The 16338-nt window shown below is 64.2% G+C and carries 15 protein-coding genes; 7 read left to right on the top strand and 8 right to left on the bottom strand.

Annotation, left to right across the window (positions count from 1 at the left end; translation table 11 throughout):
• Positions 1–10: 10 nt before the first annotated feature.
• Both QGV54_RS00230 and QGV54_RS00225 read right to left on the bottom strand, forming a co-directional pair.
• Positions 11–2317, bottom strand: coding sequence for an adenylate/guanylate cyclase domain-containing protein (locus tag QGV54_RS00230; protein ID WP_281018895.1), 2307 nt, complete (start codon positions 2315–2317; stop codon positions 11–13).
• Complete coding sequence (locus QGV54_RS00225) at positions 2310–3380, bottom strand: hypothetical protein (RefSeq protein WP_281018896.1); 1071 nt, start codon at positions 3378–3380, stop codon at positions 2310–2312. Before QGV54_RS00225 ends, QGV54_RS00230 begins: the two co-directional genes overlap by 8 nt.
• Positions 3381–3716: 336 nt before the next feature.
• Between QGV54_RS00225 and QGV54_RS00220 the strand changes: the two genes are divergently transcribed.
• The 3 genes from QGV54_RS00220 to mgtE all read left to right on the top strand — a co-directional run bounded on the left by QGV54_RS00220 (position 3717) and on the right by mgtE (position 6640).
• Complete coding sequence (locus tag QGV54_RS00220) at positions 3717–4427, top strand: TorF family putative porin (RefSeq protein ID WP_281018897.1); 711 nt, start codon at positions 3717–3719, stop codon at positions 4425–4427.
• A 218-nt stretch (positions 4428–4645) separates the two neighbouring features.
• Complete coding sequence (locus QGV54_RS00215; protein WP_281018898.1) at positions 4646–5062, top strand: phasin family protein; 417 nt, start codon at positions 4646–4648, stop codon at positions 5060–5062.
• A gap of 195 nt (positions 5063–5257) precedes the next feature.
• The gene (mgtE, locus tag QGV54_RS00210; protein ID WP_281018899.1) at positions 5258–6640 is read left to right on the top strand and encodes a magnesium transporter; all 1383 of its coding nucleotides are present in this window, start codon (positions 5258–5260) and stop codon (positions 6638–6640) included.
• Positions 6641–6753: 113 nt separating this feature from the next.
• On the opposite strand, the gene QGV54_RS00205 is transcribed toward mgtE, so the two are convergent.
• From QGV54_RS00205 to hrcA, 3 genes are all read right to left on the bottom strand, one after another.
• Positions 6754–8364: a phosphoenolpyruvate carboxykinase gene (locus tag QGV54_RS00205; protein ID WP_281018900.1), complete on the bottom strand. Its 1611-nt coding sequence runs from the start codon at positions 8362–8364 to the stop codon at positions 6754–6756.
• 241 nt (positions 8365–8605) lie between these two features.
• A complete protein-coding gene (grpE, locus tag QGV54_RS00200; RefSeq protein ID WP_281018901.1) occupies positions 8606–9262 on the bottom strand; it encodes a nucleotide exchange factor GrpE in 657 nt (218 codons plus the stop codon).
• A gap of 78 nt (positions 9263–9340) precedes the next feature.
• On the bottom strand, positions 9341–10393 hold the full coding sequence (hrcA, locus tag QGV54_RS00195; RefSeq protein WP_281018902.1) for a heat-inducible transcriptional repressor HrcA: 1053 nt from the start codon (positions 10391–10393) through the stop codon (positions 9341–9343).
• A gap of 167 nt (positions 10394–10560) precedes the next feature.
• On the opposite strand from hrcA, the gene rph reads away from it, so the two are divergent.
• Together rph and rdgB are read left to right on the top strand one after the other, a co-directional pair.
• Entirely contained in the window at positions 10561–11280 is a 720-nt protein-coding gene (gene rph / locus QGV54_RS00190; protein WP_281018903.1) for a ribonuclease PH, read from the top strand.
• Between the two features lie 5 nt (positions 11281–11285).
• On the top strand, positions 11286–11891 hold the full coding sequence (rdgB, locus tag QGV54_RS00185) for an RdgB/HAM1 family non-canonical purine NTP pyrophosphatase (protein ID WP_281018904.1): 606 nt from the start codon (positions 11286–11288) through the stop codon (positions 11889–11891).
• A gap of 18 nt (positions 11892–11909) precedes the next feature.
• On the opposite strand, the gene QGV54_RS00180 is transcribed toward rdgB, so the two are convergent.
• The gene (locus tag QGV54_RS00180) at positions 11910–13028 is read right to left on the bottom strand and encodes a glycine cleavage T C-terminal barrel domain-containing protein (protein WP_281018905.1); all 1119 of its coding nucleotides are present in this window, start codon (positions 13026–13028) and stop codon (positions 11910–11912) included.
• Positions 13029–13181: 153 nt separating this feature from the next.
• On the opposite strand from QGV54_RS00180, the gene QGV54_RS00175 reads away from it, so the two are divergent.
• Positions 13182–14072 carry a 3-keto-5-aminohexanoate cleavage protein gene (locus QGV54_RS00175; protein WP_281018906.1) on the top strand — a complete coding sequence of 297 codons (891 nt, stop codon included), beginning with the start codon at positions 13182–13184 and terminating at the stop codon, positions 14070–14072.
• Complete coding sequence (locus QGV54_RS00170) at positions 14069–15037, top strand: 3-hydroxyacyl-CoA dehydrogenase NAD-binding domain-containing protein (RefSeq protein ID WP_281018907.1); 969 nt, start codon at positions 14069–14071, stop codon at positions 15035–15037. Before QGV54_RS00175 ends, QGV54_RS00170 begins: the two co-directional genes overlap by 4 nt.
• 24 nt (positions 15038–15061) lie before the next feature.
• Here QGV54_RS00170 and QGV54_RS00165 read toward each other — a convergent pair whose 3' ends face one another.
• Together QGV54_RS00165 and bfr are read right to left on the bottom strand one after the other, a co-directional pair.
• Complete coding sequence (locus tag QGV54_RS00165; RefSeq protein WP_281018908.1) at positions 15062–15826, bottom strand: VOC family protein; 765 nt, start codon at positions 15824–15826, stop codon at positions 15062–15064.
• Positions 15823–16302: a bacterioferritin gene (gene bfr, locus QGV54_RS00160; protein WP_281018909.1), complete on the bottom strand. Its 480-nt coding sequence runs from the start codon at positions 16300–16302 to the stop codon at positions 15823–15825. The genes QGV54_RS00165 and bfr overlap by 4 nt, the downstream gene beginning before the upstream one ends.
• Positions 16303–16338 lie beyond the last annotated feature (36 nt).

Below are 16338 nucleotides of genomic sequence, written 5' to 3'. Positions count from 1 at the left end.
CGGGCGATGCCTACTTGCTGGTCATGATCCAGACGCCGTCCCAGTCGTCGCCCGGCGGGTTCTCCTTCATCAGCGCACAGCGCTCGATGTAGGTATTGGCCAGCTTGTCGGAGTCGTTCGCCTTCAGCGCTTCCTCGAAATAGCTGACGGCCTTGTCCCATTCCTGATGACGGTAGCGCTTCACGCCCTCGTTGAAGTTGCCGAGGGCATCCATCAGGTTCGGGAACGACTGGTCGTTGTGATAGTCGAGGCATTCGAAGACGCCCACCGGCTGGGTCTTGCCCTTCACCACCACCTTGTCGATGTCGCGCAGGCGATAGACGCCCTTCAGCTTCGCAACCGTGTATTCCGACAGCAGGATGCGGGCATTGTACTGCTTGCAGGCGCTTTCCAGACGGGCGGCGAGGTTCACGCCGTCGCCGATCATGGTGTAGTCCATGCGCTTCTTGGAGCCGATGTTGCCGGCGACGATGGAGCCGGTGTTGAGGCCCAGCCCCATGTCCACTTCCATGTCGCCGCGCTTCTTGCGCTCCACGTTCCATTCCCACAGGCGCGAGATCATGTTGATGCCGGCGCGCAGGCCCCGGTCCTCGTCATCCTCGTGCGGCACCGGGATGCCGAAGGCGGCCATGATGGCGTCGCCGATGAACTTGTCGAGCATGCCGCCCTGTTCGGAGATGCAGTCCACCATCAGTTCGAAATAGTCGTTCAGCAGCGCGACCGTGCCCTGGGCCCCCAGCGATTCGGTGATCGTCGTGAAGCCGCGCACGTCGGAGAAGAGGACGGTGGCGACGGTGTCCTTGCCGCCCAGGATCTCCTCCTGATTGCCCCCGGCCAGCATCTGGTCGGCCAGGCCGGGATCCATGTAGCGCGACAGGGTGGACTTCACCCGCTTCTCGTTGGAGATATCCTCCATCATGATCAGGGTGCCGAGGGGCTTGCCGTCACCGGAGGTCAGCGGCAGCACATTGACGTTGGCGGAGACCTTCTCGTCCCCGAACGCCAGTTCCGCATCGACCGAGGTATCGCCTTCGCGGCTCTCCTCCACCCGCTCGATCTTCTCCAGCAGCCAGGCGTTGGCCTCCCCGAAGACATCGGCCGCCTTCTGCCCGATCACGTCCTTGGCCAGCGTGCGCATGATTCGCGCACCGGCTGCATTGCAGGTCTTGGCCTCACGATCCTCATCGAAGGTGACGACACCGTTCGACATGGATTGCAGCATGCTCTCGTTGTAGTTCTTCATCGCCTGGATGTCGCCGAACAGCTTGGCGTTCTCCAGACCGATGGCGATCTGGGCGGTGAAGGCCTTCAGGCGGCTCTCGTCCTCGTCGGAGAAAGGGCCACCGCGCTTGTTCAGCGCCTGGGTGACACCGATGACCTTGCCGGCCTTGTTGACCACCGGCACGCAGAGGATCGACCGGGTGAAGAAGCCGGTCTGCTTGTCGAAGCCCGGGTTGAAGCGCAGGTCGGCGTAGGCATAGGGAATGTTGACCGTGTCACCGGACACGAACACCGCTCCGGCGATGCCCAGGTGGTTCGGGAGACGGATCTCCACCGAATCCAGTCCCTCGCCCACATGGCTGAAGAGTTCGTTGGTCTTCTCGTCATTGATGAACAGGGTGGAGCGTTCGGCATCCAGCATCCGGGTCGCTTCGGACATCACCCGCTGCAGCAGCCGCGTCAGTTCCAGTTCCGAGGTCATGTCGGAGACGACATTCAGGAATTCGATCTCGCGCTTGCGGGTGCTCTCCATCCGCTCGACCAGCTGCATCGACTGCAGGGTGATGGCGCACTGGGTGGTCATGCCCTCCAGCACCGCCATGTCGAGGTCGGAAAATTCGCCCTCCGCCTTGTTCAGCACCTGGGCGACACCGATGATGTCCCCCTTGGCGTTCTTCACCGGCGCGCAGAGGATCGACTGGGTGACGAAGCCGGTTTCCTTGTCCACATCCGCATTGAAGCGTTCGTCTTCATAGGCCTTGTGGACGATCTCGCCCTCGCCGGAATGGAATACGGCGCCCGCGATGCCGGCATTGTCCAGAATGCGGATCTCATGCGTGCGGATGCCTTGTGCCACCCGCGAATAAAGCTCCCCCGTGGAACTGTCGTGGAGGAAGAGGGTGCCGCGTTCGGCGCGCGTTTCCTTCACGGCGACAGTGATCAGGGTGTCCAGAACAGCATCGAGGGTGTCCAGCGCCGCGACCTGGCGTGAAACGTCGAGCAGCATCTGCAGGTGGCGCAGATGCTCCGACTGGGACATGCCGTCGTTCTTGCCGCCCGCCGCCTTCATGGGGCTTTTGGCCGGGCTGTCATACATGCTGCTTCTCCTCCAGCCGATCACGCAGCTTCTGGATGGTCGTCCGCAACTGGTTCAGTTCATTCACCTGCAGACGCTTGCTTTCCTGCATGTTCTCACGCTGTACGGCTCGCATTTCATCCATCTCGTCGCGCAGCGCCTGCACTGTATCATGCAATTGGCGGTTCTCAGCGGCCATTTCGCGCTTCACCCGCTGCACGGCGGCATCGGCGGCGACCTTGGCTTCATCCATCTCGTCACGCAGCGATTGCGCCATGGCTTTCAGGTCGCGAATCTCCGCCGCCGCGCCCTGGCGTTCCTGCTGCACCAGCCGCTGGGTTTCCACCCGCTGTTCCTCCAGCGTGTCGCGCAGGGCCTGCGCGGTATCCTTCAACTGCTGGATCTCGGCGGCCGCAGCCTGCTTTTCCGCCTGCACCAGCCGCTGGGTCTCGTTCATCTGCTCGGTCAGCCGGTCGCGCAGGGACTGCGCCGTGTTCTTCAGTTCCTGAATCTCGGCGGCGGCGGCCTGTTTCTCAGCCTGGATGAGCCGCTGCGTTTCCATCCGCTGCGATTCCAGCGTGTCACGCAGGGCCTGCGCCGTGTCCTTCAGTTGCTGGATCTCGGCGGCGGCACCCTGCCGTTCCGCCTGCACCAGACGCTGCGTCTCCAGCCGTTGGGCCTCGATACTGTCACGCAGGGCCTGCGCGGTTTCCTTCAGTTCCCGGATCTCGGCGGCGGCCCCCTGCCGCTCCGCCTGCACCAGCCGCTGGGTCTCGACCCGCTGGGACTCGAGTGTGTCGCGCAAGGCCTGCGCCGTGTCCTTCAATTGCTGGATCTCGGCTGAGGCAGCCTGCTTCTCCGCCTGGACAAGCCGCGCACTCCGGCTGCGTTCGTTCTCCAGTTCGTCCCGCAGCGCCTGGGCGGTATTCTTCAGCGTGCGGATTTCCGACTGCGAGGCGACTTCGGCTTGCTGCACCTTGCGCCGTGTCTCGCGGTCCTTCTCGTCCAGCGCATCGCGCATCGCCTGGATGCCGCGCTGCAACTGCCGTAGCTCCGCACCATTCTCGAGGGTTTCTGCAGCCATCTCGACCCGTTTCACTGTTCGGCAGCAAGCCTATCAGCCTGATTGATAACGGAATCCTAGCGGAATTGGCAGCGCGGCGGTAGAGCGAAGCTTTCGCCGGGGAAAGCCTCCGGATCGTGTGGCTGAAATTTGTGCAGTGCAAAAATTCAAGGCAGTCATATGCGCGTAACACGTGCAATACCCATTGTGCACAAAAAATGACCAATTTATTTCACATATATTTCAATAAGTTACACGCAAGTCTCAACCAATCACATTGGTATCAAGCTTGCTGAAGCACTGCGTTCGGGGGACGCCGGTCTGGCGTCTGTATCGCGATGAGGAGTGCGTTTCGCAATGTTCAAGAAAACCCTTCTGGCCGCCGGCATTGTCGGTGCGGCCCTTTTCGGCGTTCAGGCAACAGCCAACGCCGCCAGCCATTCAGAGGGGGACTCGTTCCAGTTTCCCGGCGAATTCTCCGCCAATGTGGGTTTCGTTTCCGACTATCGTTTCCGCGGATTCACGCAGGCCGACAGCGAACCTGCACTGCAGGGCGGCTTCGACTGGAGCCATGACAGCGGTGTCTATCTCGGTGTCTGGGGCTCCAACGTGGAGTTCAATGACGCGCACCTCGAGACCGACTTCTACGGCGGCTTCGCCAATGAGGTCGAAGGCCTCTCGTACGACGTTGGCATCATCTACTACGCCTATCCGGGTGCGTCCGACCGCTTCAACTTCAACTTCTTCGAAGGTTACCTGAGCCTCGGCTATGACTTCGACATCGCTTCCGTCTCCGTCGGCACCGCCTATTCGCCCGACTTCTTCGGCAGCACGGGCGACGCCCTCTATACCAATGCAGGCGTCAGCATCCCGCTGCCCGCTGACTTCGCGCTGGACGCCGGCATCGGCTACCAGATGATCGATCAGGGAACGTCGGTCATCGACTGGTCGGTCGGCCTGTCGAAGTCGTTCTTCGGTTTCGACTTCAGCGTTTCCTACGTTGATACCGAGCAGAACGCTGTCGGTGCGGATGCGACAGTGATCTTCGCGGTCTCCCGCTCCTTCTGATCGCGTACCGCCCGACCCTGGTCGGGCAACGGCAACCAGACAGATACCCCGTCGGCCCGAAAGGGTCGGCGGGGTCTTCTTTTGCCCGCCGAAGATTTATTGTGCGCTGCACAAAATTAACCCTTGACGCTGCAGGTGCGAGGTTGCATATAGGGTCCATGTTGCAGCGCACAAAAAGAGAGAGCTGCACCGAACAACACGTTGCAGGAGCGAAACCAATGACCAAGGCTGCTTTCCCTTTCGCCGACTTCGGCAAGATGATGACCGAGATGAAGATGCCCAACGTTGACTTCACGTCGATGATGGCGATCCAGCAGAAGAACTTCGAAGCTGTCACCGCCGCCAATCAGCTGGCCATGGACGGTTTCCGCGCGGTCTTCGAGCGCCAGGTGACCATCGCGCAGCAGGCTGTCGAAGAGGCCCAGACGGCCGTCAAGAGCCTGAACGAAGGTGGCGCCAAGGTTGACGTCGAGGCCCAGACCGAGGCTGCCAAGACCGCCATGGAAAAGGCTGTTGCCAATGTCCGTGAGCTGACCGAGATGGTGACCAAGTCCCAGGGTGAAGTCGTGGACGTGCTGCACAAGCGCATGCTCGACGGCATCGAGGAAGTGAAGGGTCAGATGAAGCTGAACTGATCACGCTTCAGCCGACCGACTGATCCGGAAGCCCGTCGCAGGAAACTGCGGCGGGCTTTCTGCATCTGGGCCACCGCCAAGCCCCCGACCGCGAGAAAGATGCGGTCGGAGCATCATGACATTTGAACGCAGGTGCACACCGCGCCATTATCCCGCCAGCACACCCTTGCCCGACACCCTGTGGAGCGTCCCCGTATGCGTAACGACGAGATCCATGATGGTGACGACGCCCAGGACGACCGTGGCCTGACCCCGGAGCTGGTGCGCGAGATCCGGCTGGCGCTGGACGCCGGCGACGCGGAGAAGGTCCGCGAGGCCCTGGCCGAGCTGCATGCCGCCGACCAGGCTGACCTGTTCGAGCTGTTCGACCGTGACCGCCGCGAGACCCTGTTCCGGATGGTCGGCGACAGTCTGGAACCGGAAGCGCTGGCTGAGATGGACGAGCCGGTGCGTGACGCGCTGGTGGAAATGCTTGGCCCGCGCCGGGTGGCGGAGGCGATCTCCACTCTGGACGAGGATGATGCCGTCTACGTCCTGGACGCGCTGAGCGAGGAACAGCAGCGGGCGGTACTGAACGCGGTCGCGGAAGATGTGCGCCGACCGCTGGAAGAAGGCCTGTCCTTCGAGGAGGATTCGGCCGGTCGCCTGATGCAGCGCGACTTCGTCGCGGTCCCCGCCTTCTGGTCCATGGGTCAGGTCATCGATCACCTGCGCCGCACGGAGGACCTGCCTGACGAGTTCTACGGACTCTATGTCATCGACGCGGCCTTCAAGCCCATTGGCTGGGTGCCGCTGGACCGCGCCATGCGCACCAAGCGCCCGATCCGGATCGGCGACATCATGGATGCCGATCCGATCAGCCTGCCGGTGGACATGGACGAGGGCGATGTCGCCTACCAGTTCCGCCAGTATGGTCTCACGTCCGCCCCCGTCGTCGACGACAGTGGCCGGATGCTCGGCGTGGTCATGGTCGACGACGTGGTCGAGATCGTCGAGGAAGAGGCGGAGGAAGACCTGTTCCAGATCGCAGGTGTGCGCCAGGACGACCTGAACATCTCCATCCTGCGCACGACGAAGAGCCGCTTCGCCTGGCTTCTGATCAATCTCGGCACTGCCCTGCTGGCCTCTGCCGTCATCGGCCAGTTCGATGCAACCATCGAGGCCGTGGTGGCCCTGGCCGTGCTGATGCCCATCGTCGCCTCCATGGGTGGCAATGCCGGAACGCAGACCCTGGCCATCGCGGTCCGCGCCCTGGCGACGAAGGACCTGACGACATCGAACGCGCTGCGCCAGGTCTCGAAGGAGCTGGTGGTGGGCGGCATCAACGGCATCGCCTTTGCCATCCTCATCGGGCTCGCCACCCTGCTCTGGTTCCAGGACCCGATCCTGGGCGGGGTCATCGCGGCGGCCATGGTCATCAACATGGTCGTGGCCGGGCTGGCCGGAATCCTGATCCCGCTGGGCCTCGACCGCGCCGGGGTCGATCCGGCGATCTCCAGCGCCGTGTTCCTGACCACCATCACCGACATCGTCGGCTTCTTCGCCTTCCTCGGCCTGGGAGCCTGGCTGCTGCTGTAGGCGGGAACGTCAGGCGATGGGCATGCGCGGTGCGTGACCTACCACACCAACGAAAACGGCGCTGACGGGATCAACCCGCCAGCGCCGCAATCTCTCGACCGAAGTCAGGTTCGTCAGGCAGCGACAGCCGGGGCCGCGCCGCGGATCTCCGCTTCTACATAGGCTTCGAACTGGGTGAAGTTGTCGTTGAAACGACCGACCAGTTCCTGCGCCTTGGTGTCATAGGCACCGCCATCGCTCCAGGTCATGCGCGGGTTCAGCACCTCGTCGGGCACACCCGGGCAGGATGTCGGAACCTGGAAGCCGAAGTTGGGGTCGGTCCGCGTCGGCACATTGGCCAGCGAGCCGTCGAGCGCGGCGTTCAGCAGGGCGCGGGTGTGGCGGATCGGCATGCGCTGGCCAACGCCATAGACGCCGCCGGTCCAGCCGGTGTTGACCAGCCAGCAATCGGCCCCGTGCTTCGCGATCTTCGCGCCCAGCAGGTTGGCATAGACGGAGGGGTGTCGCGGCATGAACGGCGCGCCGAAGCAGGTGGAAAAGGTCGCCTGCGGCTCGCTGCCCAGACCCTTCTCGGTGCCTGCGACCTTGGCGGTGTAGCCGGACAGGAAGTGGTACATCGCCTGCTCCGGTGTCAGCCGGGCAATCGGAGGCAGCACACCGAAGGCGTCTGCCGTCAGCATCACGACATTGTCGGGATGCCCGGCGACACCGGTCGGGCTGGCGTTGGGGATGAACTCGATGGGATAGGACGCGCGCGTGTTCTCGGTCAGGCTGTTGTCGAACAGGTCCAGTTCCCCGGTCATCGGGTCCATCACCACGTTCTCCAGCACCGTGCCATACATGCCGGTGGTCTTGTAGATCTCCGGTTCAGCCTCCGCCGACAGGTTGATCACCTTGGCGTAGCAGCCGCCTTCGAAATTGAAGACGCCGTCATCGGCCCAGCCATGCTCGTCATCGCCGATCAGCATGCGCTTCGGGTCAGCCGACAGGGTGGTCTTGCCGGTGCCGGACAGGCCGAAGAAGATTGCCGCGTCCCCCTTCTCGCCGACATTGATCGAGCAATGCATCGGCATGATCGACCGCTCCGGCAGCAGGTAGTTGAGGATCGAGAAGACCGACTTCTTGATCTCGCCCGCATAGTGGGTGCCACCGATCAGCACCAGCCGACGGGCAAAGTTGACGAAGATGAAACAGTCGGAACGGGTGCCGTCACGCTCCGGGTCGGCGCGGAAGTTCGGGGCCTGGACGATGGTGAACTGCGGCGCGAAGTCCGCCAGTTCGTCCGCCGTCGGCTGGATGAACATGTTGCGGGCGAAGAGGTTGTGCCAGGCGCGCTCCGTGATCACCCGGACGCCAAGACGATGTTCATGCGATGCACCGGCCCAGCAGTCCTGCACGAAGACCTCGCGACCGGTCATGTACCCCTGCATCCGGCCCAGCAGCGCGTCGAAGGTTTCCTCGGTGATGTCCTTGTTCACCGCACCCCACCAGATGTTGTCGGCGGAGCTGCTCTCCCGCGTGATGAACTTGTCCTGTGCCGAACGGCCGGTATGCACACCGGTTTCGACCACCAGCGCACCGCCACGGCCGATCCGCGCCTCGTGCCGACCAAGCGCCGCGGTGTAGAGCGCCGCAGTGCCATAGTTCCAGTGCGCCGTGCTGACGCCACCAAAGCCCTGTTTCTCCAGCCCGTGGCTGCTGATCGTCGGTCCGAGGTTGTCCAAGATGCTCTCTCCCCACAGGGCACGTGAAACGCTGCCGTGCCAAGTCTTACTTCAAAGCCTGAGAAATGCCCTTCGCGGCATGACGCGGGCACCATGCACCGCTGAGTTTCCTGCCTGTAGCAAAAGTGTCGTCAACATGGCCAGTCGCTTTAGCGTCTCAACCGCGATTCCCGCGAAAAAAAGTGCATCTGCGCGGATTCGCGCCCCGCTGGACGGCAGATCCGTCCGCAGGGGGAGAGAATCAGGCGGATGTATCGACCGTCGGCCCCGCAGCCGGATTCCCCTTCGCCACGACCACGCGCGCCGGACGCAGCAGGCGACCGTTCAGGGTATAGCCTTCCTCGATCACGTCGACACAGGTACCCGGCGGGGCACCCGGAATCTCGATCTCCGTCATGGCTTCGTGCAGGTTCGGATCGAACTTCTGCTCGCGCGCCTCGATCTGCTTCACGCCATGACGCTCGAAGATCTGCGACAGCGCCGCCTGGGTCACCTTCACCCCTTCGGTCAGCGCCACCAGGTTGGCGTCCCCGGCATCCTCCGGCACCGATGACAGGGCACGGCGCAGGTTGTCGGCCACCTCGCACATGTCGCGGGCGAACTTGGTCGCCCCGAACTTCAGCGCATCCTGCCGGTCACGTTCGGCACGCTTGCGGGTGTTCTCCAGATCGGCGTAGGTGCGGACCAGCCGGTCCTTCAGCGCCGCGACCTCCGCGGTCAGTTCCGCGATCTGGTCCTCCTCCGGCAATCCGACCTCGATACCGACATCGGGATCGCCCGCGTCGGCCTGTTCGGAATCCACGCCCTCCACCGGTGTCCCGGCAGGATTGGCCTGATCCGGATTGGCATCATCGTTGGCCGCTTCCGCCGCCGCTTCTTTCTTGTTCTCGTCAGTCATCAGTTCGCCCTGATCGCAAGGAATTCATCTGCATGAATGTGTGCTGTTGCTGGCAGGTGGCGGTTTCGGTGGCCCACGTCAACCCATCAGGCGACCAACCACCTTTGCCGTGTAGTCAACCATGGGAATGATCCGGGCGTAATTCAAGCGCGTCGGACCGATCACGCCGATGGACCCGATGATCTGCTGCTTGCTGTCGGTGAAGGGTGCAACGATCACCGATGAACCGGTGAGACTGAACAGATTGCTCTCCGATCCCACGAAAATCCGCACCCCTTCGCCGTCCTGGGCGAGGTCGAGGATGTTCAGCAGATCCCCCTTCGCCTCCAGATCATTGAACAGCAGACGCAGCCGCTCCAGATCCTCGATGGCCGTGATGTCGTCCAGCAGGCGGGATCGCCCCCGGATGATCAGGCGGCTCGGCGTATTGTCGCTGCCGGCCCAGTCGGCCAGTCCGGCCTCCACGACGTTGGCCGCCAGACGGTCCAGCTTCGCCTGCTGCTGCTCGATTTCCTTCAGGATCTCGTCGCGCGCCTCGCGGATGGTGCGCCCCCGCAGGCGGTCGTTCAGATAGTTCCCGGCCTCCACCAGCGCCGAAGGGGTCAGCCCCGGCGTGACGCTGATCAGCCTGTTCTCCACCACGCCGCCGACCGTGACCATGACCACCAGCGCCTGGTCCGGCGACAGGCTGACGATCTCCAGATGCTTCAGCGGCTGGTCATTCTTCGGCACCGTCACCAGACCGGCATAGCCGGACAGGCTGGAAAGCAGCTCGGAGGCTTCGGTCAGCACGTCTGTATAGTTGCGGCCCTGGGTGACGCAGCGCCCTTCGATCGACGCGCGTTCGTCATCCGTCAGGTCCCCGATCTCCAGCAGTCCGTCGATGAACAGCCTGAGACCAAGGTCGGTGGGCAGACGCCCGGCGGAGGTATGCGGTGCGTAGAGCAGCCCGGCTTCCTCCAGATCCGACATGACGTTGCGGATCGATGCCGGCGACAGGGGAGAGATCAGCTTGCGCGAGATGGTGCGCGAGCCTACGGGCGCGCCGGTCTGCAGGAAATCCTCCACGATATGGCGAAAGATCTCACGACTGCGCTCGTTCAGGGACTGGATCGTGTTGTTCTCGCTCATGCTGCAAATCTAGGGAGTCAGGTGGCCACAGGGAAGATGCCGATGTGCGCGGGTTGAAGATATTCGGTGCGGGGGATAGAACGCGCCACCACTTCCTACGGAAATGTCCGCGATATGCCGCCCCGTGCGGCGGACTTCCCCGTGAACGAACAGCAGCAGGAGCTTTCATGTCCCGTCCCTCCGGTCGCGCCGCCGACCAAATGCGCGCCGTCAGCCTGGAACCCGGCTTCTCCCGCCATGCCGAAGGCTCCTGCCTCGTCCGCTTCGGCGATACCCACGTGCTGTGTGCCGCCACGGTGGAGGAGCGCGTGCCCGGCTGGCTGCGCAATTCCGGTCGTGGCTGGGTCACGGCGGAATACGGCATGCTGCCGCGTTCCACCCACACCCGCACCGACCGCGAGGCCGCCCGCGGCAAGCAGTCCGGCCGCACGCAGGAGATCCAGCGTCTCATCGGGCGCTCGTTGCGCGCGGTGACCAACCTGGAAGGCTTCGGCGAGCGCCAGATCCGCGTCGACTGCGACGTGCTGCAGGCCGATGGCGGCACCCGCACCGCCGCGATCACCGGCAGCTGGGTCGCGCTGCACATCGCCCTGAAAGGGCTGGTGGACAAGGGTGCCATCAAGTCGATCCCGCTGATCGGTCAGGTCGCTGCCATTTCCTGCGGCATCTATCAGGGCCAGCCCGTGCTGGACCTGGACTATGACGAGGACTCGAAGGCCGAGACGGACAGCAACTTCGTCATCACCGATGGCGGCACGCTGGTCGAGATCCAGGCCACGGCGGAGGGCACGCCCTTCACCGACGCGGAGTTCATGGAACTGCTGCGGCTGGCGCGGAAGGGCGCCGGGGAACTGGCCGAGCTGCAGCGCGCGGCCGTCAGCGACTGAACGCCATGGCAAGACGCCTGACAGAGAAGCGGATCGTCGTCGCCAGCCACAATGCCGGCAAGGTGCGGGAGATCAATGACCTGCTGCGCCCCTTCGGTCTGGAGGCGGTTTCCGCCGCTGACCTGAACCTGCCGGAGCCGGAGGAGACCGAAGACAGCTTCATCGGCAATGCGCTGCTGAAGGCCCGCGCCGCCGCCACCGCATCCGGCCTGCCCGCGCTTTCGGACGATTCCGGTCTGGCGGTCGATGCGCTGGACGGCGCACCGGGCATCCATTCCGCACGCTATGCCGGTCCCGACCGGGATTTCGGCTTTGCCATGGCGCGTCTGGAGCGTGACATGACCGCAAGCGGCAGACCGGAGCGGACAGCGCGTTTCATCTGCGCGCTGGCACTGGTCTGGCCCGATGGGGAGGAAGCGGCCTTCGAGGGCAAGGTGGAGGGAGAGATCACCTTTCCGCCGCGCGGCAGCCAGGGCTTCGGCTATGACCCGGTGTTTCAGCCGCGTGGTCACAGCATCAGTTTTGGTGAAATGGACCCGGACGCAAAGCACGGCATGAGCCACCGCGCCGACGCCTTCCGCCAGTTGATCGCTGCCTGCCTGTCAGACTGAAACCGCAGAAGCTCCGGCTCAGCCAGGCTGGATGAACGGCAGCGAAGTGACTTCCGCCTGACGGGGACCACTGGACGTCTCCACGACCAGTTGCGTTCCGACTTCGGCCAGGGGGCTGTTGATCAGCGCGATGGCGATGTTGCGTTGCAGCCGGATGGATGGCACGGCGACCGAGATCAGGCCGGCCGCATTTCCATCCCGGTCGCGCACCAGCCAGTTGTGGTCGCTGGGTTCCAGGGTCGGCGGTTCGATGAACAGCCCGACCCGGCGGCGCTTCGGTCCCTCCGCACGGATCTTCCTCAGCGCGTCCTTGCCGATGAAGTCCGGCGCCATGTCCAGATTGATGAAATCCCCCAGACCCAGTTCCAGCGCGTTTGCGTCCGGGCGGGTGTCCGCGCCCCAGGACAGCAGGTCACCCTCCGTACGCTCCACGACGTTCGGGGCGCCGGGACCGATGCCGTGGGGCAGTCCGGCGGACATCACCCGGTCCCACAGATCGGTGCCGCGCGTTCCGTCCATCAGATAGATCTCGAAGCCCGGCTGCTTGCTCCAGCCGGAGCGGGCAAGGATCAGCGGAATGCCGTCGAGTTCCGTTTCACGGAAGGCAAAGTACTTCAGGTCGTGGACCCATTCCCCGAACAGGTCGGCCACCACCAGCGGCGCGTTCGGTCCCTGGATCGCGAGCGGTGAAACATCCGGCTCCGTCACCTCCACATCCAGGCCCAGCGCGGCGGCGATCCCGCCGACCCAGTATTCCATGTCCGAATCGGCGATGGAGAACCAGAAGCGGTCATCGGCCAGTTTCAGCAGCACGGGATCGTTGATCAGCTTCCCCGTCACGTCGCTCAGCAGCGCGTAGCGGCCCTGACCGACCCGCATCTTCGAGATGTCGCGCGGCGCCAGCATCTGAACCAGCCTGGCCGCGTCCGGTCCGGCGATCTGCACCTGGCGTTCCGCCGCCACGTCCCACAGGGCCACCGTCTCGACAAGGCGCCGGTACTCGGCCTCGAAATCACCGAAGCCGGTCGGCATGTACATGTGATTGTAGACCGTCATGTCACTGACACCGGCCGCGACCGTGGCGTCGAAATACGGGGACTTGCGGATGCGTGGCCCGATGGTGATCCGGAATGTCATGGCGGTGCCTCCCCACCTTTTTTTCTTCTGCATACAGCCGGATCGAAGAAACCGGGTATCCCGCTTGCGGCAGTTCCTGTCGGGAACGGACTTTCCAGAGGCCGTTCAGGCGCATAAAGCTGGGTCCGACCTGCAAGGATGGAGAGATCGGTCATGAACTTCGAAGCTTTCGTCACCTGCGCCGTGACCGGGTCTGGTGCCACCACCGACAAGTCACCGCATGTCCCGGTGACGCCCGAACAGATCGCCGACAGCGCCATCGAGGCCGCACGGGCCGGGGCGGCGATCGCGCATATCCATGTCCGCGACCCGGAAACCGGCAAGGGCAGCCGGGACACGGCGCTGTACCGGGAAGTCGTGGAACGGGTGCGCGCATCCGACGTGGACGTGGTCATCAACCTGACGGCGGGCATGGGCGGTGACATGGTCTTCGGCCCCGGGGAGCGGCCCCTGCCGCTGGACCCGGCGGGCACCGACATGGTCGGACCTCTGGAGCGGCTGAGACATGTCGAGGAACTGCTGCCGGAGATCTGCACCCTGGACTGCGGCACGATGAATTTCGCCGAATCCGACTACGTCATGACCAACACGCCGGGCGCGCTGCGCACCATGGCCATGCGGGTCAAGGAACTGGGCGTCCGGCCGGAGCTGGAAGTCTTCGACACCGGCCACCTGGTCTTCGTCAACGAACTGGCCCGCGACGGCTATCTGGATGATCCGATGATGATCCAGCTCTGCATGGGCATCCCCTACGGCGCGCCGGACGATCCGCAGACCCTGATGGCGATGGTCAACCGCCTGCCCGCCGGGGCGACCTGGTCGGCCTTCTCCATCGGCCGGATGCAGATCCCCTTCGTGGCGATGGCGGTACTGGCAGGCGGCAATGTCCGCGTCGGGCTGGAGGACAACCTCTGGCTGGAGAAGGGTGTGCAGGCCACCAACGGCAGCCTTGTCGAACGCGCGGTGTCGATCCTGCGGGCGATGAATGTCCGGGTGCTCGGCCCGGCAGAGGTCCGCGACCGGCTGAAGCTGGTGAAACGATGAGCGGCGCACGTCCCGCCCGCGTCGGCCTGATCGGCGGCGGCGTCATCGGTGGCGGCTGGGCCGCGCGCTTCTGCCTCGCCGGTTCCGACGTGACGGTCTTCGATCCCGACCCGGAGGCGGAACGCAAGCTGGGCGAGGTCTTCGCCAACGCCCGGCGCGCGCTGGCGGGCCTGCACCCCGACAGCCGCCCGGCGGAGGGGCAGCTTCGCGTCGTGACGCGGCTGGAGGACGCTCTGGACGGTGCCGGTTTCGTGCAGGAGAGCCTGCCGGAGCAGGAAGACCTCAAGATCCGGGTGCTGGCAGCGGCTGACGCCCTGTTGGCGCCGGAGGTCATCATCGGTTCCTCCACCTCCGGCCTGCTGCCGACGCGGCTGCAGTCGGCGATGAAACATCCCGAAAGGCTGACCGTCGGGCATCCGTTCAACCCGGTCTACCTGCTGCCGCTGGTGGAGCTTTGCGGCGGTGAAAAGACAGCGGCTGAAACCATCGAACAGGCCCGCGCAATCTATGAATCGATCGGCATGCATCCGCTGCATGTCCGCCACGAGATCGACGGTTTTATCGCCGACCGGCTGCTGGAAGCCGTCTGGCGGGAGGCGCTGCACATGATCAACGACGGTGTGGCAACGGTGGAGGAGATCGACCGTGCCATCCACATGGGCCCCGGCCTGCGCTGGTCCCTGATGGGGACCTTCCTGATCTATCGCGTTGCGGGCGGCGAGGCCGGAATGCGGCACTTCATGAGCCAGTTCGGCCCGGCGCTGAAGCTGCCCTGGACCAAGCTGGAAGCCCCGGAACTGACCGATGAACTGCTGAACCGCATCGTCGACCAGTCCGACGATCAGGCCGGTGACGCATCGATCCGCGAACTGGAGCAACTGCGCGACGACGGCCTCGTCGCCATCCTGAGGGCGCTGCGCGACATGGATCACGGGGCGGGCAGGTACCTGCCGCCGTCGGCCTGAAGACAGGGCACCGGGCCCGGTTGGTCAGACGGCTTTCAGGTGCAGCCCGTAAAGGCTTGCCTCTGCGTTCCGCGCCAGTCCCTCCAGGTGCAGCGACACGATGCGGGGCACGTCGGCTGCCGGGTCCGGACCGACGGACAGGACGACCTTGCCGGGTGCAACCTGGCAGCGGCCGCTGCCGACCTGCGTGACCTGCGCTGACCACTGCGCACCCAGACGGGTCGCGGTGTGGTGCGGGTCCGCGGCAATGGCACCGACCGTCGCGATACGCTGCGCGCCATTGGCGTGGCGGGTGATGTCGGGGCGGACATAGTGTTCCCGCGTCCGGTGCTCGCAGAGGTTCCAGTAGAGCGGCGCATGCCCGGTCTCGGGCACGCAGACACCGAAGGCGACACGCACATCGACGCCATCGGCCAGATGCCAGTCGCGTTCTACATCGAACGGCGGATGGCAGGGCACGCCCAGATCCGGCAACTGCGCCGCCGCCGCCCGCGCGTCGGGTGTGGCCATGACCAGCGACACCGGCCCCTCGTCGGTGCCCAGCACATCCTGCATGAAGGCCGGAACCCGGTCCGGGTCTTCCTTCGCCATGAGTTCGATGTAATTGCAGCAAAGGTCACTGGCGGGCTGAAACAGGACACAACGGTTGCTCAGCCCCAGCGCCGCCATCGTGCTCTTCGGCGTGACCGTGAAGCCGAGTTCCTCGAAATGCCGACCGGCCCTGTCAGCGTCATGGACATGAACCATCAGGTGGTCAATGTCCCGGACCAGCGCCGGGGCAGCGGTCACGAGTCGCTGCCACCCATCTGCGACTGGATGTAGTTCTGCAAGCCGACACGTTCGATCAGGCCAAGCTGGGTCTCCAGCCAGTCCACATGTTCCTCTTCCGATTCCAGAATGCTCTCCATCAGCTCCCGGCTTACGAAGTCGCCCGCGCTCTCGGCCAGGGAAATGCCTGCACGCAGGTCGGGTATCGCGTCCATCTCCAGCGCCAGATCACACTGCAGGATCTCTTTCGTGTCGGTACCGATGCGCAGCTTGCCGAGATCCTGCAGGTTGGGCAGTCCCTCAAGGAACAGGATGCGCTCGATCAGCTGATCGGCGTGCTTCATCTCGTCGATCGACTCGTCGTGTTCATGCTTGCCGAGCCGTGTCAGACCCCAGTCCTTCAGCATCCGCGCGTGCAGGAAGTACTGATTGATCGCGACCAGTTCGTTGTAGAGAACCCTGTTGAGACAGGCGATGACGTCAGGATTGCCCTTCATGCGGCACGACTTCCCTTGCTGCTGTGTGTTCGTTCT

It is taken from the genome of Minwuia sp. IMCC3060, assembly GCF_029909435.1.
Taxonomy (GTDB): domain Bacteria; phylum Pseudomonadota; class Alphaproteobacteria; order Minwuiales; family Minwuiaceae; genus Minwuia.
This window is presented reverse-complemented; position numbering and strand designations above follow the sequence as displayed.